The sequence below is a fragment of the Pseudomonas morbosilactucae genome, assembly GCF_023241665.1.
Classification (GTDB): domain Bacteria; phylum Pseudomonadota; class Gammaproteobacteria; order Pseudomonadales; family Pseudomonadaceae; genus Aquipseudomonas; species Aquipseudomonas morbosilactucae.
Genome location: NZ_JALQCX010000051.1, coordinates 153683 through 174370, shown reverse-complemented (window position 1 = coordinate 174370; position 20688 = coordinate 153683). Strand labels below are relative to the sequence as shown.

The 20688-nt window shown below is 62.5% G+C and carries 23 protein-coding genes; 11 read left to right on the top strand and 12 right to left on the bottom strand.

Going from position 1 to position 20688, the window contains the following annotated elements:
* Positions 1-71: 71 nt before the first annotated feature.
* Complete coding sequence (locus tag M1B35_RS25090) at positions 72-2261, bottom strand: patatin-like phospholipase family protein (protein WP_123329993.1); 2190 nt, start codon at positions 2259-2261, stop codon at positions 72-74.
* A 71-nt stretch (positions 2262-2332) separates the two neighbouring features.
* On the opposite strand from M1B35_RS25090, the gene M1B35_RS25085 reads away from it, so the two are divergent.
* Positions 2333-2620, top strand: coding sequence for an Rdx family protein (locus M1B35_RS25085; protein WP_123329996.1), 288 nt, complete (start codon positions 2333-2335; stop codon positions 2618-2620).
* Here M1B35_RS25085 and M1B35_RS25080 read toward each other — a convergent pair.
* Positions 2614-3507 carry a DMT family transporter gene (locus M1B35_RS25080; protein ID WP_123329998.1) on the bottom strand — a complete coding sequence of 298 codons (894 nt, stop codon included), beginning with the start codon at positions 3505-3507 and terminating at the stop codon, positions 2614-2616. The genes M1B35_RS25085 and M1B35_RS25080 overlap by 7 nt on opposite strands.
* Positions 3508-3624: 117 nt before the next feature.
* Complete coding sequence (locus M1B35_RS25075; RefSeq protein ID WP_123330001.1) at positions 3625-4383, bottom strand: helix-turn-helix transcriptional regulator; 759 nt, start codon at positions 4381-4383, stop codon at positions 3625-3627.
* 132 nt (positions 4384-4515) lie between these two features.
* On the opposite strand from M1B35_RS25075, the gene M1B35_RS25070 reads away from it, so the two are divergent.
* Positions 4516-5337, top strand: a complete 822-nt coding sequence (locus M1B35_RS25070) for a UDP-2,3-diacylglucosamine diphosphatase (protein ID WP_268263391.1) — start codon at positions 4516-4518, stop codon at positions 5335-5337.
* An 8-nt stretch (positions 5338-5345) separates the two neighbouring features.
* On the opposite strand, the gene M1B35_RS25065 is transcribed toward M1B35_RS25070, so the two are convergent.
* Together M1B35_RS25065 and M1B35_RS25060 are read right to left on the bottom strand one after the other, a co-directional pair.
* On the bottom strand, positions 5346-5936 hold the full coding sequence (locus M1B35_RS25065) for an HD domain-containing protein (RefSeq protein WP_268263390.1): 591 nt from the start codon (positions 5934-5936) through the stop codon (positions 5346-5348).
* A gap of 90 nt (positions 5937-6026) precedes the next feature.
* On the bottom strand, positions 6027-6338 hold the full coding sequence (locus M1B35_RS25060) for an Mpo1-like protein (RefSeq protein ID WP_123330007.1): 312 nt from the start codon (positions 6336-6338) through the stop codon (positions 6027-6029).
* Positions 6339-6498: 160 nt separating this feature from the next.
* Here M1B35_RS25060 and M1B35_RS25055 point away from each other — a divergent pair, with 160 nt between their 5' ends.
* Positions 6499-7560 carry an AraC family transcriptional regulator gene (locus M1B35_RS25055; protein WP_123330009.1) on the top strand — a complete coding sequence of 354 codons (1062 nt, stop codon included), beginning with the start codon at positions 6499-6501 and terminating at the stop codon, positions 7558-7560.
* Here the strand turns inward: M1B35_RS25055 and M1B35_RS25050 are convergent.
* On the bottom strand, positions 7517-8971 hold the full coding sequence (locus tag M1B35_RS25050) for a TrkH family potassium uptake protein (RefSeq protein ID WP_123330011.1): 1455 nt from the start codon (positions 8969-8971) through the stop codon (positions 7517-7519). The two genes, M1B35_RS25055 and M1B35_RS25050, sit on opposite strands and share 44 nt — an antisense overlap.
* Positions 8972-9090: 119 nt before the next feature.
* Here M1B35_RS25050 and M1B35_RS25045 point away from each other — a divergent pair, with 119 nt between their 5' ends.
* A complete protein-coding gene (locus M1B35_RS25045; protein ID WP_123330013.1) occupies positions 9091-9657 on the top strand; it encodes a nitroreductase family protein in 567 nt (188 codons plus the stop codon).
* Positions 9658-9714: 57 nt separating this feature from the next.
* On the opposite strand, the gene M1B35_RS25040 is transcribed toward M1B35_RS25045, so the two are convergent.
* From M1B35_RS25040 to M1B35_RS25015, 6 genes are all read right to left on the bottom strand, one after another.
* Complete coding sequence (locus M1B35_RS25040) at positions 9715-11061, bottom strand: sensor histidine kinase (protein ID WP_268263389.1); 1347 nt, start codon at positions 11059-11061, stop codon at positions 9715-9717.
* Positions 11062-11127: 66 nt separating this feature from the next.
* On the bottom strand, positions 11128-11568 hold the full coding sequence (locus M1B35_RS25035; RefSeq protein ID WP_123330017.1) for an LTXXQ domain protein: 441 nt from the start codon (positions 11566-11568) through the stop codon (positions 11128-11130).
* A 193-nt stretch (positions 11569-11761) separates the two neighbouring features.
* Entirely contained in the window at positions 11762-12439 is a 678-nt protein-coding gene (locus tag M1B35_RS25030) for a response regulator transcription factor (RefSeq protein WP_268263388.1), read from the bottom strand.
* Positions 12440-12446: 7 nt separating this feature from the next.
* Positions 12447-12857 carry an SH3 domain-containing protein gene (locus tag M1B35_RS25025; RefSeq protein WP_123330021.1) on the bottom strand — a complete coding sequence of 137 codons (411 nt, stop codon included), beginning with the start codon at positions 12855-12857 and terminating at the stop codon, positions 12447-12449.
* Between the two features lie 110 nt (positions 12858-12967).
* Positions 12968-13267: a YciI family protein gene (locus tag M1B35_RS25020; protein ID WP_123330023.1), complete on the bottom strand. Its 300-nt coding sequence runs from the start codon at positions 13265-13267 to the stop codon at positions 12968-12970.
* A gap of 1 nt (position 13268) precedes the next feature.
* The gene (locus M1B35_RS25015; RefSeq protein WP_268263387.1) at positions 13269-13865 is read right to left on the bottom strand and encodes a septation protein A; all 597 of its coding nucleotides are present in this window, start codon (positions 13863-13865) and stop codon (positions 13269-13271) included.
* A gap of 87 nt (positions 13866-13952) precedes the next feature.
* Here M1B35_RS25015 and M1B35_RS25010 point away from each other — a divergent pair, with 87 nt between their 5' ends.
* The 7 genes from M1B35_RS25010 to M1B35_RS24980 all read left to right on the top strand — a co-directional run bounded on the left by M1B35_RS25010 (position 13953) and on the right by M1B35_RS24980 (position 20612).
* Complete coding sequence (locus M1B35_RS25010; RefSeq protein WP_123330028.1) at positions 13953-14816, top strand: PHP domain-containing protein; 864 nt, start codon at positions 13953-13955, stop codon at positions 14814-14816.
* A 13-nt stretch (positions 14817-14829) separates the two neighbouring features.
* Positions 14830-15459 carry an L-threonylcarbamoyladenylate synthase gene (locus M1B35_RS25005; protein WP_123334288.1) on the top strand — a complete coding sequence of 210 codons (630 nt, stop codon included), beginning with the start codon at positions 14830-14832 and terminating at the stop codon, positions 15457-15459.
* 120 nt (positions 15460-15579) lie between these two features.
* The gene (locus M1B35_RS25000; protein ID WP_185039273.1) at positions 15580-16278 is read left to right on the top strand and encodes a segregation and condensation protein A; all 699 of its coding nucleotides are present in this window, start codon (positions 15580-15582) and stop codon (positions 16276-16278) included.
* A 12-nt stretch (positions 16279-16290) separates the two neighbouring features.
* The gene (gene scpB, locus M1B35_RS24995) at positions 16291-17307 is read left to right on the top strand and encodes an SMC-Scp complex subunit ScpB (RefSeq protein ID WP_268263386.1); all 1017 of its coding nucleotides are present in this window, start codon (positions 16291-16293) and stop codon (positions 17305-17307) included.
* A 47-nt stretch (positions 17308-17354) separates the two neighbouring features.
* Positions 17355-17546, top strand: a complete 192-nt coding sequence (locus M1B35_RS24990) for a DUF1289 domain-containing protein (RefSeq protein ID WP_268263385.1) — start codon at positions 17355-17357, stop codon at positions 17544-17546.
* 145 nt (positions 17547-17691) lie between these two features.
* Positions 17692-18900, top strand: coding sequence for a 23S rRNA pseudouridine(2605) synthase RluB (gene rluB / locus M1B35_RS24985; protein ID WP_268263384.1), 1209 nt, complete (start codon positions 17692-17694; stop codon positions 18898-18900).
* Between the two features lie 290 nt (positions 18901-19190).
* Complete coding sequence (locus M1B35_RS24980; RefSeq protein WP_123330038.1) at positions 19191-20612, top strand: amino acid permease; 1422 nt, start codon at positions 19191-19193, stop codon at positions 20610-20612.
* Positions 20613-20688 lie beyond the last annotated feature (76 nt).

The following is a 20688-nucleotide window of genomic DNA, read 5'->3' as shown; positions in this document are numbered from 1 at the left end:
CCTAAAGACCCCGAGGCGGATGACGCACCTTGCATCCTTCGCCTCGGGGTCTTTGCGTTTATGCGGGTTCTCTAGAAGGTCTGACCCAGGTTCAGGTACAGGGCTTTCTGGTTGTCATCGTTCAAGCCATAGCTGAAGTTCAGCGGCCCCAACGGTGTGTCGAAGCCGAGGAACACGCTGGCGGCGTTGATGTAGCCACTGTCGAATTCATTGTCATTGTTCCAGGCCCGGCCCCGTTCCAGGGAACCGCCGATGTACAGCGGGAAATCCAGTGGCAGGTAGGAGCGCGGGGTCAGGCGCCGGTAGTACACCGCCCGCATCAGGCTGATGTTCTGCCCGGACAGTGCGTCCTGACGGAACCCCGACAACTGCCGCGCGCCACCGAGTACGAAGCTTGAGGTCACCACTTCGGCTTCATCCAGGGTGCGCCCGTAGCGGCCGCCGAGAATCACGGTGTCGGGCCCAGAGCTCATGGCCTTGTCCAGTTTGAGCTCCCATTGCCGGTAGCCTTTGTCCGAGCCCAGGTTCGGCTCGAACTGGCGGAAGGTCAGGCCAATGTCTTCGCCGGCGTGGGGGAAGTAGACGTTGTCCAGGGAGTCGAAGGAGTACTTGAGCTGGTAGTAACCCTCGCTGAAACTCTCGCTGGGCAAGTCCTGCTCGCCGATACGCACGTCGGCCTTGCCCCAGGCTTCGCCGACACCCAGGCGGATCTCGCCACTGGTGCCGATCTGCCGCCCCAGGTTAAGGCCGAAACCGTAGCGCTCCAGGCGATATTCGGCGATGGGGTCGTTATCCAGAACGGCCTCGATGTTCTGCGATTCGACGTCGATAAAGGGCGCGATGAAGTAGCGTGAGCCGGCATCTAGTGGCTGGTAGAACTCGCTGTACAGTTCCTGTTGATCCCCTATCTGCACCCGAGTCAGCCACTCGGCGCCCAAGCTGTTGATGCCGTTCATGCGGTAGCTGGCGCCAAGATTGAAGGCGCTGTCCCCGCGCATGTCATCGGACAGATTCAGGCCCAGGCGCAGGTAGTCGGTGCCGCTGCGTTTGCCTCGGGCGTTGATCACCAGGGTCTGATCCTGGCCTTTGTGGGTCACGCGGTATTGCACCTGTTCGAAGTAGTCGAGGCCGTACAGGGTGCCCATGTCCCGCTGCAAACGCACCAGGTCCAAGGGTTCGCCTATGGGTTGGCGAATGTAGTAGCGGATCACCTCATCGCTGACTTTCGAGTCGTTTTCCACCTTGATGGCGGTGATGACCGGTGTGCGCTGGCTCGGCTGGCGAGCGGCGGCGAGTTCAGCGTCCACACGGGGATTGGGCCGCAGGTGCGCCAGGCGTGCGTCGAGTATTCGGGTCGCGCGGTACCCGGCGTCGATCATTTCCTGGGCACGACCGAAGTCGGCGACGCCGAAGCTCGACAGCGGGGGCTGGATCAGCACGTCATCCTTGTGCAGTGTCGCCAACTGCTCTTCGGAGTTGCGCCGGGTCATCAGGGTGATGGACTGGGTCAGTACATCCACCACGGTGTTCAATTGCTTGCGTGAGCGCAGCGGTGTGCCGATATCGACGACGATGGCAATGTCCACGCCCATCTCCCGGGCCACATCCAGGGGGATGTTGTCGGTGATGCCGCCGTCCACCAGCAACCGGCCATCCAGCTCCACCGGTGCGAACACCGCCGGGATCGACATGCTGGCGCGAATCACCCGGGGCAGGTGGCCTTTGCGGAACACCACTTTCTCACCGCTGGCGATATCAGTGGCCACGGCGCGAAAGGGAATGGGCAGTTTGTCGAAGTCGCGGGTATCGCTGACGTGGGCGAATTTGCTTTCCAGCAACAGAGCCAGGTTCTGCCCCTGGATCACTCCCAGAGGCAAGCCCAGGCTGCCGTCGTCGCGAAAGCTGAGTTTTTGTTTCACCAGGAAGTCCCGGTCATCCTGCTTGCGGCGAAAGGGTACGTCTTCCCGGGGTGGGGCGTCGGACAGGGCTTGTTTCCAGTCGATCTCCAGGGCGAGCTTTTCCAACTCGTCGATTTTGTAGCCTGAGGCATACAGCCCGCCGATTACCGCGCCCATGCTGGTGCCGGCGATGGCGTCGAGCTTGATGCCTTGTTCCTCCAGCGCCTTGAGCACGCCGATATGGGCCAGGCCACGGGCCGCGCCGCCGGACAATACCAGGCCGATCTTTGGTCGTGGCGCCTCGGCGGCTTGCAGGGTCAGGGGCACGAGGCAAAGCAGCAGGCAGGTCAACAAACGACGCATCAGGGATCTCGGGGCGAGCGATAAAGCCGGCTATTATAGCGACGCCCTTGCCCCCATGAGCCCGCCGTACCATGACTGAACGTAAACCCGAAGTGGTCATCACCTATTGCACCCAGTGCCAGTGGCTGTTGCGTGCCGCCTGGCTGGCCCAGGAGTTGTTGAGCACCTTCAGTGACGACCTCGGCAAGGTCGCCCTTGAACCCGCGACGGGCGGCACGTTTCGCATCACCTGCGACGGTGTGCAGATATGGGAACGCAAGGCCGATGGCGGCTTTCCCGAAGCCAAGGTGCTCAAGCAGCGAGTGCGTGACCAGATCGACCCCCAGCGTGACCTGGGGCACAACGACCGCACTCAGTGAGCGCTGGCTTCCGCTGCCACGTTGTTTTTCTGTGCGCTGCCCGATAACCGACTCGAGACCACGATCGCCACAATGATCAACGCGCCGCCCAGCAGCATGCGCAGCGTGGGGTTCTCGTCGAACAGCAGCCAGGCCACGGTAATCCCGTAGACCGGTTCCAGGGCGAACACCACCGCCGCCGTGCGCGCCTTGATCACCGCCAGGCTGGCGACGAATAAGCTATGGGCCAGGCCCGTGCAGAAAATTCCCAGGAGGCTGATCCACAGCCAGTCGATGGCGCGCACGGTGCTCAGCTCCGGCGCGGCAAAGGCCAGAAGGCACAGGGCGACCACCAGGTTCTGGCACAGCGCGGCCTGTACGGCGGGAACGCGGGAGGACGTGGCGCGGTTGTTCAGCGACAGCAGGCTGAACAGCAGGCCCGAGGCTACGGCCCACAGCAGACCGCTGGTGGCCTGGCTGGCCAGATCGAAGTCCGGCGTGACCAGGACCAGGCCGACGCTGACCAGGGCCACCAGGACCATTTCGTTGAGGCGAATCCGCTCGCGGAAGATCAGGCCCTCAAGGATGACGGTGAATGCCGGGAAGCTGGCAAAGCCCAGGGTGGCGATGGCCACACCCGCGACTTTCACCGCGATAAAGAAACTCACCCAGTGCCCGGCCAGCAGCAGGCCGCTGAGCAGCAGGCGGCGCAGGTCGCCTGCGTTCATGGCTTGCCAGGACGTGCGGCTGGCCCAGCGGGCGAAGACGCTCAGGGCCAGCACCGCGAAGAGGGCGCGACCAAACACGATCACGGCCGGTGAGGCGGCGGCGAGTTTGCCGAATACGCCTGTAAGGCCGAACATCAGCGCGCCGATATGCAGGGCGCCAAGGGCAGTGCGCGGAGTCATTGCAATCCTTAAATGCAGCGGGGCGAGTGCCCTTTAGGGTGTGTACAGGTAGGCGGACAGTCTACGGGCCCGGCGAGGAGGGCGTCTGTCGCCAGGCTCGCGTGTTTTGTCGACGGCCTAGCGCTTTCCCACGGCACGGCGCAGGGCGCCCGGGGATGCGCCGAACTCCCGCAGCATGGCGGCGGCAAAGGCACTTTGGGAACTGTAGCCGACCCGGCTGGCCACTTCGCCAATCGGCCATTCGGATTCGCGCAGCAACGCGGCCGCCTTGTGCAGGCGTCGGCTGCGGATGTAATCCATGGGCGTCTGCCCACATTCGGCCATGAAGCGTGCATGCAGGCGGGCGCTGGACAGGCCGGCGACCCGCGCCAGGTCGGCCACTTGCAGTGGGTAGGCCGCGTACTGGTCGATGTGCTCATTGAGCGCCGCATACGGCAGGCGGCGGCCACCGATACTCGTCGCGGTGTTGCCGTTGAGGCTGGCCAGCAGCAAGACCGCGCCTTGCTGGGCGATCAACGGGTCATGCACCGGGCTTTGTGCCAGCCAACTGACCAATTGGCTTTGCGCGGGCGCCAGGGGCAGGCGGCCGGGGTGGTCGAGCAGGCGACGACTGGCATCGGCGTGATCCCCCAGGGATTGGCCAAGCCATTGGTCACTGGGCACGTCCAGCACCAGGCAATGGCTGCCTTTGGGGCTGCCACAGGCATGATGTGCGCCGCCGGGCACCACCATCAGGCTTTGCTGCACCACTTGGCTGCCCAGGCCGTCCACCTCGAAATCCAGGCGCCCGGACAGGCCGAACACCAGTTGCGCGTGTTCATGGCTGTGGGCGATCAGGTCGTGGCTGTAGTGGCGTAGCGTGAGGATTGCACCCATCCCGTTCTCCTTGGCAGACGGGCAGTTTACACCGGCTGCCGGGGTGTGGGCGCTGTCATGGGACTGCCGTATTTGTGTCATGGGCTATTAACCCCTGGGGCGCAAGCTCGCAAAAAATCCAGGAGCCTGCCCATGACCAGTGCCGAACTCGCCAGACCCAGCCGCAAACAACGGGTGCGGACCTTGTGGATTTCCGATGTGCACCTCGGCACCCGGGATTGCCAGGCGGAGCATCTTTCGCAGTTTCTCAAGGGCTATCACGCCGACCGCATCTACCTGGTAGGCGACATCATCGACGGCTGGAAGCTGCGCGGCGGCATGTACTGGCCCCAGGCGCATACCAACGTCATTCGTCGCCTGCTGACCATGAGCAAGCGTGGCACCGAAGTGATCTACGTGACTGGCAACCATGACGAGTTCCTGCGCCGCTATTCGAAGCTGATCCTGGGCAATATCCAGTTGGTGGACGAGGCGGTGCATGTGACGGCCGACGGTCGTCACTTGTTGGTGATTCACGGCGATCAGTTCGATGTCATCACGCGCTATCACCGCTGGCTGGCCTTTCTTGGCGATTCGGCCTACGAGTTCACCCTGACCCTCAACCGTTGGCTCAACCATTGGCGTGCGCGCTACGGTTATGGCTACTGGTCGCTGTCGGCCTATCTCAAGCACAAGGTGAAAACCGCCGTCAGCTTTATCAGCGACTTCGAAGAAGCCATCGCCCACGAATGCGTGAAGCGCGAGCTGCATGGGGTGGTGTGCGGGCACATTCACCATGCCGAAATTCGCAAGGTCGGTGGCGTGGACTACCTCAATTGTGGCGACTGGGTGGAGTCCTGCACCGCGTTGATCGAGCACTGGGACGGCACCATCGAACTCTATCGGCTGGCCGAGGCCCAGGCGCGTGAGGCCCAGGGCAAGGCGGATCTGATCAAGGTGCAAGAGCCCGCTTAGCAGCGTCGTCAGGCCGCGCTGTTGGATGCCATGGCCGCCTTGTACAACGAGTTTTTGGGTTCGGCGAACAGGCGTTCGAGCATGGGTTCGAAGAAGCTCAGGGGCAGGGTGTCGTAGGTTGGATCGAAGGCCGCGGCGTCGTACTTGGCGCAGAACTCGGCGGTACGCAGGTACAGCGGGTGCTCTTTGAATTGCTCGCGCAGGTGCCGGTCCATGCCCAGGTGGTGGAAAAAGTAGTAGCCCTGGAAAACCCCGTGCTGCTGCACCATCCACAGGTTTTCGGCGCTCACGAAAGGCTTGAGAATGGCAGCGGCGATGTCCGGGTGGTTGAAGCTGCCGAGGGTGTCACCGATGTCGTGAAGCAAGGCGCACACCACGTATTCCTCATCACGCCCGTCGTGCCAGGCGCGGGTGGCGGTTTGCAGCGAATGGGTCAGGCGGTCCACCGGGAAACCGCCAAAATCGCCGTCGAGCAACTTCAGGTGGGTGAGGATTCGAGCCGGCAATTGTCGTGCGTATGCACTGAAGTCCGTGGCAATGATCGCCCAGTCCTCCTGGGTGCCATCCTGCATATGGGTGAAGCGGGCATGCGTGCTCATCGGCCACTCTCTTATTGTTCAGGGTTCGACTGCAGGCCCGGGCGCCACGGCCACGGAGGCTGCGCGGGATGGCTGGCTGTCCGGTAACGCCTAAAAGGGTACTTTGCCGAGGATCATGTCGCGGTACATGACGAAGTCCCCCAGCAGGCTGTAGAGCGGGTGCTGGAAGGTGGCGGGGCGGTTCTTTTCAAAGAAGAAATGCCCGATCCAGGCGAAGCTGTAGCCGGCCAGGGGCAGGGCCAGCAGCAGGAGCCAGGCCCCCTTGCCAATGGCGAAGGCGAGAATGAAGATCACCAGGCTGGTACCAATGAAATGCAGGCGACGGCAGGTGCTGTTGTTGTGTTCCGTCAGGTAGTAGGGGTAGAACTCGGCGAAGCTGTTGAATTGTCTGGTGTTTTCCACGGCCGCGCTCTCTTGGGTGGTGGTTCTGCTGGCGGGATGGGCTGCGGGCAGCCTATTTGAGTCTAGAGTCATCGTTGGTTGTCGCCAGTGACAATGGGCGCCACTTTAGTATCCTTGAAATATTGGCCGTGGCATGCGGCTCACCATGTAAGAAAACGCCATGAGCGAACGAACGACTTCTGCAAGCTGGGCCATGGGCATTGTCAAAGCCCTGGAAATGGACGGCCTGGATTGCCGGGCATTGTTCAAGCATTTGGGGCTTGATTACGCGGCGCTGGACGACCCCGATGCGCGCTTTCCCCAGGACTCCATGACCCGCCTTTGGCAGCGTGCGGTGGAGCTTTCCGGCAATCCGGCGATTGGCTTGAACATGGGCAAGGTGGTGCGGCCGGCCTCCTTTCACGTGGCCGGCTATGCACTGATGTCGAGCCGGACCCTGGCCGAGGGGTTCCAGCGACTGGTGCGCTATCAGCGAATCATCGCCGAAAGCGCCGACTTGAGTTTCCGCCTGCTGCCTGAAGGGTATGCCCTGATCCTGACGGTGCATGGCGATCACCTGCCGCCGACCCGACAAAGCGCCGAAGCCTCCCTGGCGTGTGCCTTGGCGCTGTGCGGCTGGTTGACCGGGCGTACGCTGCATCCGCGCAAGGTGCTGGTGCAGGGGGCCGAGCCTGTGGATGTGGAGCCCTACAAGCAGGCCTTTCATGCACCGCTGTTGTTCAACGCGCCTTACGATGCGCTGATTTTCGAGCGTGCCGACATGGAGGCGCCCCTGCCGACCGCCAATGAAGCCATGGCTTTACTGCATGACCGTTTTGCCGGTGAGTACCTGGCGCGTTTTTCCGAAAGCCGGGTCACCCACCAGGCGCGCCAGGTGCTATGTCGGCTGTTGCCTCAGGGCGAGCCCAAGCGCGAGATGGTGGCGCAGACCCTTCATCTGTCCCAGCGCACCCTGCAGCGCCGGTTGCAGGAGGAGGGTACGAGCTTTCAGACCTTGCTCGACGACACTCGTCGTGAGCTGGCCGAGCAGTACCTGGCGCAGCCGCGCATGACTTTGCTGGAAATCGCCTACTTGCTGGGTTTTGCCGATCCGAGCAATTTCTTTCGCGCGTTCAGGCGCTGGTTCGACACCACGCCCAGTGAGTACCGGGCGCGCTTGCAGGAGTCGCCGGCGCCGGTCAGTGGCGCCAGAACGCCGGAATGCACAACACAAACACCGTAATGATCTCCAGGCGGCCGAGGAGCATGCCCAGGGACAGAATCCATTTGGCGGCATCCGGCAAGGTAGAGAAATTACCCGCCGGGCCAATGGTTTCACCCAGCCCCGGGCCGACGCCGGAGACGGTGCTGGCAGCGCCAGTCAGCGCGGTCATCCAGTCCAGGCCCAGCAGAGACAAGGCCAGGGCGATCATGCAAATGGTGATGGCGAAGAAGAACGAAAAGGTCAGGATCGAGCGCACGATTTCTTCGTCGAGGCGATGGCCGTTGTACTTCTGCTTGATCACTGCCCGAGGGTGGATCAGTTGATTGAGGTTGGCCTTGAGCAGGATGTAGGCGACCTGGAAGCGGAAGATCTTGATGCCCCCTGCCGTCGAGCCCGAGCAGCCGCCGACAAAGCCCAGGTAGAAGAACAGCATCAGCGAGAAGTTGCCCCACAGGCTGTAGTCACCCAGGGCAAAGCCGGTGGTGGTGACCACTGACGTCACGTTCAGCGCCACGTGACGCAACGCGTCCAGCCAGTGCAGGTTGGTGGTCCACCAGTACCAGGTGCCGAGCACCAGCCAGGTCACCAGTAGCAGGCCGAGCAGCCCTTGCACTTGTTGGTCCTTGATCAGCGCCCGGCGGTTGCCTCGCAGGGTGGCGACATACAGGGTGAAGGGCAGGCTGCCGAGGATCATCACCACCACCGCGACCCAATGCACGGCGGGCTGTTCCCAGTGTGCCAGTGATGCGTCCGAGGTCGAGAAACCGCCGGTAGAGATGGCCGACATCGAGTGGTTGATGGCATCGAATATATTCATCCCCGCCCACCAGAACGCCAGGCTGCCGAGGATGGTGATGCCGACGTAGGCGGCGACGATCAGGCGCGCCACCATGTGCGAGCGCGGCATGACCTTTTCCGAACGGTCCGAAGACTCGGTCTGGAACAGGCGCATACCACCGATGCGCAGCAACGGCAGAATCGCGACCGCCATGCCGATAAAGCCGATGCCCCCCAGCCAGTGCAGCAAGGAGCGCCACATCAGGATGCCCGGAGACATGTTGTCCAGGCCGCTGAGCACAGTGGCGCCGGTGGCGGTGATGCCCGACATGCTTTCGAAGAACGAATCGGTGTAGCTGATGTGCTGGGTCAGCAGGAACGGCAGGGCGGCAAAGATGCACACCACCACCCAACTGGAGACCGTCAGCAAATACATGTCCCGAGGGCGCAAGTGCACATGTTCCGGGCGCCCGGGGATCACCAGGGCCAAGCCGGCAATAAAGGTGATCATGCTGGCCCAGAGAAAGGACGGCAGGTCGCTGGTGCGTTCGAAAATCACCAGGGTTGCCATCGGAATGACCATGGCGATAGCCAGGGTGATCAAGAAGATGCCGATGATGAAACCAATGATGCGTAAGGTCGGCAACGCCATGAAATCCGCTCGGGCTGGTTGGGAAGGGCGCCATTCTACCTGTGGGGCAGGCCATGTAAACCGGCACCCCGCCGGCAGATACCCTAGAATAGCCGGACATTTTTTTCAGGAGGTGGCCGATGGAGGCTCTCGACGCTTTGCTCAACCGTGTTTCCGTGCCGCGCTTGCTGGACCCGGCGCCCACCGCGGCGCAACGTGAGGCATTGTTCGCCGCGGCCTTGCGTGCGCCGGACCATGGTCAGTTGCGCCCTTGGCGTTTCTTGACCGTGGAAGGCCGGGCCCGGGAGCAACTGGGCGAGTTGCTGGCAGAAGCGGTGCAGTTGCAAGGTGCAGACGTGACCCAGGCTGCGCTGGACAAGGCTCGTGCGATGCCGTTGCGCGCGCCGTTGGTGGTTGTGGTGGTGGCCCGGTTGCAGGAGCACTTCAAGGTGCCGAAGTCCGAGCAGTTACTGGCGGCTGGCTGTGCAGCCCACGGCATTTTGCTGGCGGCTTACGCTCAGGGGATCGGCGCGGTCTGGCGCACCGGCGAGCTGTCCTATTCGGCCCATGTGGCCAAGGGCTTGGGCCTGGAGGCCGGTGAAGAGATCATCGCCTTCTTGTACTTGGGCACGCCGCTGAATGAACCCCGGGTTGCCCCCAAGGAAGATACCGCAGCGTTTGTCAGCGCCTGGTCTGGCGCGAACTGACGGGTGTTTCTGGCGGTGGTTGGGTGAGCCCGTCCGGGGCCTCACCCAACCTGAATCTCACGGATTCAACACCACGGCGCCCGGCTCCAGGGGCAGCTCCAGGGTGGCGATAAATCCACCCTGGGTGTGGTTGGCCAGGGTCAGACTGCCGCCATGGCGCTCCGCCGCACGCCGTGCAATGGCCAGTCCCAGCCCATGGCCCGGCGCGGTTTGCCCGGGAGCGCGGTAGAAGGGCTCACCCAGTTGACCCAGGTGCTCATTGTCCACGCCCGGGCCGTGATCGCGTACGCTCAGCAAAATCTTGTCCCCCTGGCGCTTGGCCTCCAGCTCGATCGGCTGCCCGCTCGGGTTAAAGCGCTGGGCGTTGCGCAGCAGGTTGTCCAGTGCCCGCTCGATCATGGTCGGCCAGCCCTTGAGGTGCAGTTGCGGCGGGGCATCGACCCGCACGTGCTGTTCCGGGCAGGCCAGTTGGGCGTCTTTTTGCAGGTTGTTCATCAGGGCGTTGAGGTCGATGTCCTCGGCGCTGGCGTTATCCGCATCCACCCGCGCCAGTACCAGGATTTCACTGATCAAGGCTTCCAGGCGGTCGCATTCGCGGGTCAGTCGCGGCCAGAGCTTTTCCCGCTCCTCCTGGCCAGCGCGCTCGGCCAGGGCCAGGGCGATACGCAGTCGCGCCAGGGGGGAGCGCAATTCGTGGGAGACATCCCGCAGCAACTGACGCTGGCTGCCGATCAGCCCCTGCAGGCGTGCGCCCATCCGATTGAAGTCGGTGGCCAGTACGCCGAACTCGTCGCGGCGGTTGGCCAGCCGCGCCAGGCTGTTCTGCTGGTAGGTGGCTTGGCCTAGGTCATGCACCGCACCCCGCAAGCGGCTGAGGGGGCGGGTGATCGACAGCGTCACCAGCAGGCTGAACAGGGTCAGCACCACCAGGGCGATGGCCAGGGCACTGAGGGGCCACATCAGGCTGTCGCGATGCCAGGCGTCCAGTTCCGGGTGGGCGATGCGATAAATCAGCAGGTAGGTGTCGCCACTTTGCGGGCTGGTGTACTCGGTGGTCAGGCGCCGCCAGGGCAAATGTCGGTCATCATTGTCGTTCTGCCGGGCCTCGAAGGCCGCGGCTCGCCGGGGGAAGGTCCCGCGGACCACCGGGTCGCCGCTTTCGTTGAGCACTTGCACGTCGATGTGGTACTGGCGCTTGCGCTGCTGCAGGACCTCCTGGGCAGCCTCTTCACCTTGGGTCTCGAAGGTCTGGGTCCACTCTTGCGCCAGGGTGTTGAGGCCCGGGTGACGGCTGAGAATCCAAGCATCCTGGTTCAACATGTGGCCGAGCAGGATCGACAGCCCTGCAACCAGGGCGATGGCCAGCCAGAAGCTGGCCAGGATGCGCCAGAACAATGAACGCACGGGAAGTCCTCAAACAAAGAAAGCCCAGTGGGGGGAGGCCACTGGGCTGGGATCAACGCTGGCGCATTATTGCGCTTTTTGCGGTTGCTGCGCTTTCCAGGCTTTGAATTCAGCCCATTCCGCACGACGCTCGGCCTGTTTCTTCTGGATGGCGTCGAACTCTTTCTGTTGTTCAGGCTTGAGCAGGGCGCGGATATCGGCCTGGGTTTTCTGGTGCTTGGCCGCGATCTCGTCCTTCATGGCCTTCTGGTCGGCCGGCGACAGCTTCTCCAGGTACTTCTCGACCAGTTGCCGCTGTTGGTGTTTTTGCTCGCCCATCAACTTGCCGATTTGCTCGCGTTGTTCGCGGCTCAGGTCCAGTTGGCCGAAGGGACCTTTGCCCCGCATGTGTTCGCTGTGGCGTGGGCCGTCCATCGGACCACCCATTGGGCCCGGGCCTTCCGGCATGGCCATGGCGACGGTGGGCAGGGCTGCGGCGAACATCAGAGCGATCAGGGTCTTGCGCATGGTGTTTCTCCTTGTCTCGTTCCCGGTCAGTTCCGGATGAGTTCAGATTACGCAGATCAAGGTCAGCGGCAGTCAGTGGACGGTAAAGCTTGAGTAAAGAGGATTTGCCCGGTCACTGACAAAAGGCAGGCACGCCAAGGGCCAAGGCGTGCCGGTGCCGGCGAGTAAGCGGGTGCTCGCCGACGGGGAGGGGTTACAGGCTGTAGTAGTAGCCGCGGCTGCGCAGGGCCACGATGCGGGGGCGGCCGTCAGGGTGCGGGCCGATCTTCTTGCGCAAGTTACTGACGTGCATGTCCAGGCTGCGATCGTACAAGGTCAGTTTGCGGCCCAGGGCAATCTGCGCCAGTTCCTGCTTGTCCAGGGGATCGCCAGGTTGCTTGAGCAGGGCTTCGAGCAGCCGGCTTTCGGACACGGTCAGGGTGATGTCTTGCTGATCGATGCTGACCACGCCACGCACCGGGCTGAAGCACAGGTCACCCAGTTCCATCTGGCTCGACGCCGACACCGGATGGCTGCGGCGCAGGACCGCGCGTAGGCGGGCGGTCAATTCCCGTGGGTCGCAGGGTTTGGCCAGGTAATCGTCGGCGCCCAGTTCCAGGCCGAGGATGCGGTCCAGCGGTTCGCCGCGGGCCGAGAGCATCAGCACCGGCAGATCGGGATGGTCGTTGCGCAGTTGCTTGAGCAGTTCCAAGCCGCTGCCGTCGGGCAGCATCACGTCCAGCACCACCGCCGCCGGGGCGGTTTCGGCCAGGGCCCGGCGCGCACTCAGGCCATCGTGGCAGGCACGGACCTGAAAGCCTTCCTGGCTCAGCCAACTGGTCAGAAGCTCGCACAGCTCCTGGTCATCATCAATCAGTAACAGGTCGCTCATGAATCACTCAATTTAGCCATTGACGACGCTTGCGGTGTCCACCGCTGGCGAAGATACCGCAGAGCAGGGCCACCAGTGCAACTGCGCCACCGATGACGAACCACTGTTGCTGATCGGTCAGCAAGCGCGGTAACGGACTGGCCTGGGCCTCTTTGAGTTGCAGCTTGAGGCGCTGGTTCTCCTGACGCAAGCGCGTCAGTTGGGCACTTTCCCGTTCGTTGTCGACACTTTGCAGTTGTTTGCTCAATTCCTCGCGCTGACGCTCGCTTTCCTTCAAGCGTTGCTGCAGCTCGGTGATCTGGCTGCCGGCGCTCAGGGAAAGCGGCGTCGAACGGCCTGAATCCACAGCCTCTTCGGCATGGGCGACGGCCCCGATCGATAACATGACCCACAGCAGACACAACGGACCTTGGCGCATCGGAACTCCTGATTCCAATCGAGTGTTGGGCAGGTTGTCGGCCGTCAAACGAGAATAATGAGCGATTGAGAGCGCGATGAACCTGGAAGGTTCACCGCGTTGGAGAGGATTTACGGCAGGACTTGCTTGAACGGCTTGACCACTACGCTGGCATAGACGCCGGCGGCGATATACGGATCAGCATCGGCCCAGGCCTGGGCAGCGCCCAGGGAGTCGAACTCGGCGACGATCAGGCTGCCGCTGAAACCGGCAGCGCCCGGGTCATTGCTGTCCACCGCAGGGTGCGGACCGGCCAGTACCACGCGGCCTTCGCCCTTGAGCTGCTGCAGCCGCTCAAGGTGCGCCGGGCGTGCGGCCAGGCGGTTTTCCAGGGAGTTGGCGACGTCTGTAGCAATGATTGCGTAAAGCATGTCAGTCCTCGGTTTTCGGCGTAGTGGGTTCGGTGTCATGCAGATGACGGGACAGGTAGACGCCTTGGCCCACCAGGAACAATACGGTCATGCCCAGGCTGCCGAAGACCTTGAAGTCGACCCAGATGCTCTGGAAAGTGAATGCGACGAACAGGTTGGCGGCACCGCAGAACAGGAAAAACACGATCCAGGCGATGTTCAAGCGGGTCCAGACCGGGTCCGGCAAGGTCAGCGCGTGGCCCATGATGCGCTTGATCAGCAGGCGATCACCGACGAAGTGGCTGCCGATAAAGGCCAGGGCGAACAGCCAGTTAACCACCGGGGCTTTCCATTTGAGGAAGGTTTCGCTGTGGAAGGCCAGGGTCAGGCTGCCGAAGACCAGGCAGGCAACGAGGGTCAGCCACTGGCTTTTTTCCAGCTTGCGCTGGGAAATGAACAGCGCGCCGTAGACCACCAGCGAGCTGATGATCAGCACCGCCGTGGCGCTGTAGATGCCGCCCACGCTGAGTTGCTGACCGGCAATGTCGACAACGCGGGGATCGAGTTTGTAGACGATGAAAAACAGGAACAACGGGATGAAGTCGATGAATTGTTTCACAGTGGCAGCCAGAAGCAGGATGTGGCGGCATAATAACAAACATCCTGGGTAGCGAAAGCGCCAGCTGACTTGAGGTTTTACCGTCCCGTGAACGTTGATTTGCATTGCCATAGCACGGCCTCCGACGGCGCACTTGCGCCCGCGGTTCTGGTGGCGCGTGCCTTTGAGAAAGGCGTGCGAGTCCTGGCACTGACCGACCATGACACCCTTGAAGGCCTGGACGAGGCGCGCGCTGCGGCGAACGCCCTGGGCATGCATCTGGTCAATGGTGTGGAGTTGTCCTGCACTTGGGGCGGGGCCACCATCCATGTGCTGGGTTACGGGTTTGACGTGAACGCCCCGTCGTTGGTGGCGGCGATTGCCAAACTGCACGATGGCCGATGGCTAAGGTCCGAGGAAATAAGCCGCAAGCTCGCCCTCAAGGGGATGCCCGATGCCCTGGAAGGTGCCCGGGCGATCCAGCAGGAGCTGGGGGACAGTGGCAATGCCCCGGCGCGGCCGCACTTTGCGGATTTCCTGGTGCGTGCCGGCTACGTCAAGGATCGCGCCGAAGCGTTCCGCAAATGGCTGGGGGCCGGCAAGCTGGGCGACGTCAAGCAACACTGGCCGACCTTGGAGGAAACCGTCGAGACGCTGCGGGCGGCAGGGGCCTGGGTCAGCCTGGCCCATCCTTGGCATTACGATTTCACGCGCAGCAAACGACGCCGTTTGATTGCCGACTATATTCAAGCGGGTGGCCACGCCATCGAAGTGGTCAATGGTTATCAACCCGCCGAGCAAGTGGGCAGCCTGGCTATCCTTGCTCGTGAGTTCGGTCTGCTGGTCAGTGCCGGCAGTGATTTTCATGGCCCAGGAGGCTGGTCCGAGATCGGCGAGTACCGCCCGCTCCCCGAAGACCTGCCGCCATTGTGGTGTCGGTTCAAACATGACCCAATTATTGCCGCCGTCTGAACAGGTAGAAAATGTGAGTCAATTTTTCCAGATTCATGCGGAAAACCCGCAAGCGCGCCTGATCAAGCAGGCGGTGGAAATCATCCGCTCGGGCGGCGTCGTGGTGTATCCCACGGACTCGTCGTACGCCATCGGCTGCCAGATGGGCGATAAAAGCGCGATTGAGCGCGTGCGTCGCCTGCGCCAATTGGACGACAAGCACAACTTTGCCCTGATCTGCAGCGACCTCTCGCAGTTGGGCCTGTTCGCCAAGATCGACACCGGCACTTTCCGGCTGCTCAAGGCCCATGTGCCTGGCCCCTACACCTTTATTCTCAACGCCACCCGCGAAGTGCCGCGGCTGTTGCTGCACCCCAAGCGCCGCACCATCGGCCTGCGGGTGCCGAGCAACCCGATTGCCCTGGCGCTGTTGGCCGAGCTGGGCGAGCCGCTGATGAGCGTCAGCCTGATCATGCCCGGTGACACCGAGGCGATGAGCGACCCCTATGAAATGCGCCAGTTGCTGGAGCATCAGGTGGACCTGATCATCGATGGCGGCTTTGGCAGCATCGAGGCCTCCACCGTGATCAACCTGTCCGATGGCGAGCCGGAAGTGATTCGTGTTGGCTGTGGTGACCCGTCGCCGTTCATGGCTGAGGCCTAGATGTCCGCAGTGGAAGCCGTTGACGAGCAAGCGGGCGCCCAGCAGGAGCTGCCGTTTGCCATGGTCTATGGCCAGGCGGTCATGGAAATGCCCCTGGACCTGTACATTCCGCCGGACGCCCTGGAGGTCTTCCTCGAAGCCTTCGAAGGCCCGCTGGACTTGCTGCTGTACCTGATCCGCAAGCAGAACATCAACATCCTCGACATCCCGGTGGCGGAAATCACCCGCCAATACATGGGCTATGTCGAATTGATGCAGTCGGTGCGCCTGGAGCTGGCCGCCGAGTACCTGGTGATGGCGGCGATGCTGGCCGAGATCAAGTCGCGCATGCTGCTGCCGCGTTCGGCCGAGGTCGAAGAGGAAGAAGACGACCCCCGGGCCGAGCTGATCCGGCGTCTGCAGGAGTACGAGCGCTTCAAGGCTGCCGCTGAGGGTATCGACGGCTTGAGCCGGGTCGGTCGCGACGTCATCGTGCCCAAGCTCGATGCCCCGGAAGCCCGGGCGCGCAAGCTGCTGCCGGACGTGGCCTTGGAAGAGGTGTTGTTGTCCATGGCCGAGGTGCTGCGCCGTGGCGACATGTTTGAAAGCCACCAGGTCAGCCGCGAGGCCTTGTCCACCCGCGAACGCATGAGTGACGTGCTGGAGCGCCTCAAGGGCGGTGGTTTTGTGCCCTTTGTCGAACTGTTCACCGCCGAAGAAGGGCGCCTGGGTGTGGTAGTGACCTTTATGGCGATTCTCGAACTGGTCAAGGAATCCCTGGTCGAGCTGGTGCAGAATGAGCCCTTTACCGCCATCCATGTGCGGGCGCGAGCCGAATAACGAGCTGAAACAATGAATCTGAATGAACCCCGCGAGCTGGCGCCACTGCTTGAAGCCTTTCTGTTGGCCTCGGGAAAACCCCAATCCATGGAGCGCCTGTTCGAACTCTTCGAAGAGGCCGAGCGTCCTGAGCCGCCTGTGTTCAAGAAAGCCTTGGCGTTGCTGGCCAAGTCCTGCGATGGGCGCGCCTTTGAACTTAAGGAGGTGGCGTCGGGTTACCGTCTGCAAGTGCGCGAAAAGTTCGCGCCCTGGGTGGGTCGCCTGTGGGAGGAGCGCCCCCAGCGCTATTCCCGCGCCATGCTGGAAACCCTTGCTCTGATTGCTTACCGCCAGCCCATCACTCGGGGGGAAATCGAGGACGTGCGGGGCGTGGCGGTCAACAGCCAGATCGTCAAGACTCTGCTGGAGCGTGAGTGGATTCGCGTGGTGGGCCATCGCGATGTGCCCGGTCGGCCGGCGATGTTCGCCACCACCAAGGCCTTTCTCGATCACTTCAACCTGAAGAACCTCGACGACTTGCCGCCCCTGGCGGAGTTGCGCGAGATCGAGACCGAGCCGGTGCTGGAGTTCGACGATGTGCCGGTTCCTGCGCACCTGCAGGCCCTGGCCGATGCCACGGCAGAGCCGGAAGAGCCCAAGGAAGAGACCAGCTTCCATACGCTGCTGCTGGAACTGGACTCGATGGAGGAGGGGATCAAGACCGACTTCGACGACCTGCATCGCGACGGCCTGTCGGCGCCGTTCGAGCCGGACGCCGAGTTCAGCCTGGACAGCCCGTCGTCGCCACCGGTCGAGGTACTGCCGCTGGAGACTGAGGTTGCCGCCCCTGAACCAGAACCAGAACCAGAGTTTGAACCCGAGCCACCGGCGCCCGTCGATGCCGAGGACGATGTGCTGGGTGTCGCTGAAGCCCGAGCCAAGCTGCTGGCCGCGGTCGCGGCCCTAGAGCCTGAGCTGAGTGAAGAAGAGGCTGAAGCCCTGGCCCTGGCCGAAGCCATCGAAAACGAACGCCGCCTGTTCGACGACTAACCTTGCAAGCGCTTTCGCCGGCCAGCCGGTTCCTACAGAGGTGCGTGATGAGTGCTGTCAAGGATCCCTGCATCAGCCTTTGCAAGTTCAGCGATGACATCTGTATAGGCTGTGGTCGCAGCAAGCGCGAGATCAAGGCCTGGAAGAAACTCGACAAGGCCGAACGCCGCCTGGTGCTGGCCGAAGCCGCGCAGCGCCTGCTGAAACTGCGCGCCACCGGCCGGCGGAAAAAAGCCTGAGCGCCGACTTATCAACTAGTCTCTGATGCGCAACCGCTGTCATGAGCGTATGATTCGCGACCCTTTGGCGATCCCTTCGCCACAAGACCTGTTTTCCACGCTTCAGGCCATTCGCGCCTGAACCGACACACCGGGAGGTGCCCAGATGAGTGATAACGACCAGAAAGACAGCCAGGAAATCGGCCCAGCAGGCGAAAAACTGCAGAAAGTCCTCGCCCGTATCGGCGTCGGCTCGCGCCGCGACGTTGAGTCCTGGATCAGCCAGGGCCGCATCAAGGTCAATGGCAAAGATGCCACCCTTGGCCTGCGCGTCGACCTGCATGACGCCATCTCCATCGATGGCAAGGTGATCAAGCGTGAAGAGGCTGCCGAATCGGTACGCCGCGTGATCATGTACAACAAACCCGACGGCGAAATCTGCACCCGTGACGACCCGGAAGGCCGCCCGACCGTGTTCGACAAGTTGCCGCGCCCGAAAGAAGGCCGCTGGATCAACATCGGCCGCCTGGACATCAACACCACAGGCTTGCTGATGTTCACCACTGACGGTGAGTTGGCCAACCGCCTGATGCACCCGTCCTACGAGATGGACCGCGAGTACGCAGTGCGTGTGCGTGGTGAAGTCGACGACGAGATGATCGAGCGCCTGAAAGCCGGCGTGGTTCTCGAAGACGGCCCGGCCAAGTTCACCGACATCAAGCAGGCTCCCGGTGGTGAAGGTTTCAACCACTGGTACCACTGCGTGGTGATGGAAGGCCGCAACCGTGAAGTACGGCGCCTGTGGGAATCCCAGGGCCTGGTGGTCAGCCGCCTGAAGCGCGTGCGTTTCGGCCCGGTGTTCCTCAATTCCGACCTGCCGATGGGGCGCTGGCGTGAAATGACTCAGTACGAGGTGGATATCCTCAGTGCTGAAGTCGGCCTGACCCCGGTGGCAATGCCGCAACTGAACGCCAAGAGCAAGGACAAGCTGGAGCGTATGCAGCGTAAATCCTCGCGTCCGGTGGGCAAGAGCGAGCGCGTGCGGACTTTGCGTCCCGCCAATGGCGCGCCAGCCGGCGCACCCCGCCCGGCCCGCGAGCCGCAGATCGAAGGCGAGCGTCCAGGGCGCAAGCCGGCAGCACGCCAAGATGGCGAGCGTGGCCCACGTACACCGCGTCCTGCGGGCCGTGGCGAGTCGGGTCGCGGTACGCCGGTGGCTGATCGTCCAGCGGACAACAAGCGTCCGGCCAAGCCTGCGCCGAAGTCCAAGCGTCCAAGCCTGGTGCTGGATAAGGACACACCGTCGGGCAAGCGCCGTGGCGCCCCGGCCGGTTCCGGCCAGCGCCCGGGCTTTGGTCGGCGCAAGCCGGAGTAAGCTCGCGGTAAGCTTTCGAGCTTCGAGCTGCAAGTGAAGAACGCCAACCTCAGGGTTGGCGTTTTTTTTGGGGTGCGTGGTGGGGCGAGAGGGTTGAGGCGTCGGCGTCTGGCAGCTGGGGTTCAGGCGTGTACAATGCGCGGCGTTTTAACGGTCACCCAACTGACGCATGACCGTTCATAACACGTTGAACTCCTGGTGCCTGCGCTGGGGTTTGATCCGCGTTGCTTAAGCCGTCCTGCGGCAGCAACGTCTATCGAACATCATCAACCCTTGCGTGAGACCCCTTCATGAGTGGACCCAACGCTGCTTCAGGCGAGCTGAAGCGCGGCCTGAAAAATCGTCATATCCAATTGATCGCCCTCGGTGGCGCGATTGGTACCGGCCTGTTCCTCGGCTCTGCCGGGGTGCTCAAATCCGCCGGCCCGTCGATGATCCTCGGCTATGCCATCTGCGGTTTTATCGCCTTCATGATCATGCGCCAGCTCGGCGAGATGATTGTCGAAGAGCCCGTAGCCGGCTCCTTCAGCCACTTCGCCCATCAATACTGGGGCGGCTTCGCCGGTTTTCTGTCGGGCTGGAACTGCTGGATTCTCTACATCCTGGTGGGCATGTCGGAGCTCACGGCAGTGGGCAAGTACGTGCACTACTGGTGGCCCGACGTGCCGACCTGGGTCTCGGCCGCCGTGTTCTTCGTGATGATCAATGCGATCAACCTGGCCAACGTCAAAGTCTTCGGCGAAGCCGAGTTCTGGTTCGCCATCATCAAGGTGGTGGCCATCGTCGGCATGATCGCCCTGGGCAGCTACCTGCTGGTCAGCGGCCATGGCGGCCCGCAGGCTTCGGTGAGCAACCTCTGGGAGCACGGCGGGTTCTTCCCTAATGGGGTCAGCGGCCTGGTGATGGCCATGGCGATCATCATGTTTTCCTTCGGTGGCCTGGAAATGCTTGGCTTTACCGCTGCCGAGGCCGACCAGCCGAAGACCGTGATTCCCAAGGCGATCAATCAGGTGATCTATCGCATCCTGATTTTCTACATCGGCGCCCTGGTGGTGCTGTTGTCCCTGACGCCTTGGGACAGCCTGCTGGCGACCCTCAATGCGTCCGGCGATGCTTACAGCGGCAGCCCGTTTGTCCAGGTGTTCTCGATGCTGGGTAGCAGCACCGCGGCGCAGATTCTCAATTTCGTGGTTCTGACAGCAGCCCTGTCGGTCTACAACAGCGGCACTTACTGCAACAGCCGCATGTTGTTGGGCATGGCCGAGCAGGGCGACGCGCCGAGGGTCCTGGCCAAGATCGATAAGCGTGGCGTGCCGGTGCTGTCGATCCTTGCATCAGCAGTGGTGACCTTCATTGCGGTGGTGCTCAACTACCTGATTCCGCAGCATGCCCTGGAGTTGCTGATGTCCCTGGTGGTGGCGACCCTGGTGATCAACTGGGCGATGATCAGCTACTCGCACCTCAAGTTCCGCCAGCACATGAATCGCACCCGGCAAACACCGCTGTTCAAGGCGTTGTGGTACCCCTACGGCAACTACTTCTGCCTGGCGTTCGTGGTGTTTATCCTTGGCATCATGCTGATGATCCCGGGCATTCAGGTGTCCGTGTACGCGATCCCGGTGTGGTTGGTGTTTATGTGGGGCTGTTACTGGATCAAGAACAAGCGCCGTGCCCAGGGCCCACAATCGGCGGCCAACACTTCGCTGAAATAGCGCCTCAGCTTACCCCGACAAACCCGGCCCCGGCCGGGTTTGTCATTTCTGGCGTATCCTGTGGGCCCTTAACACG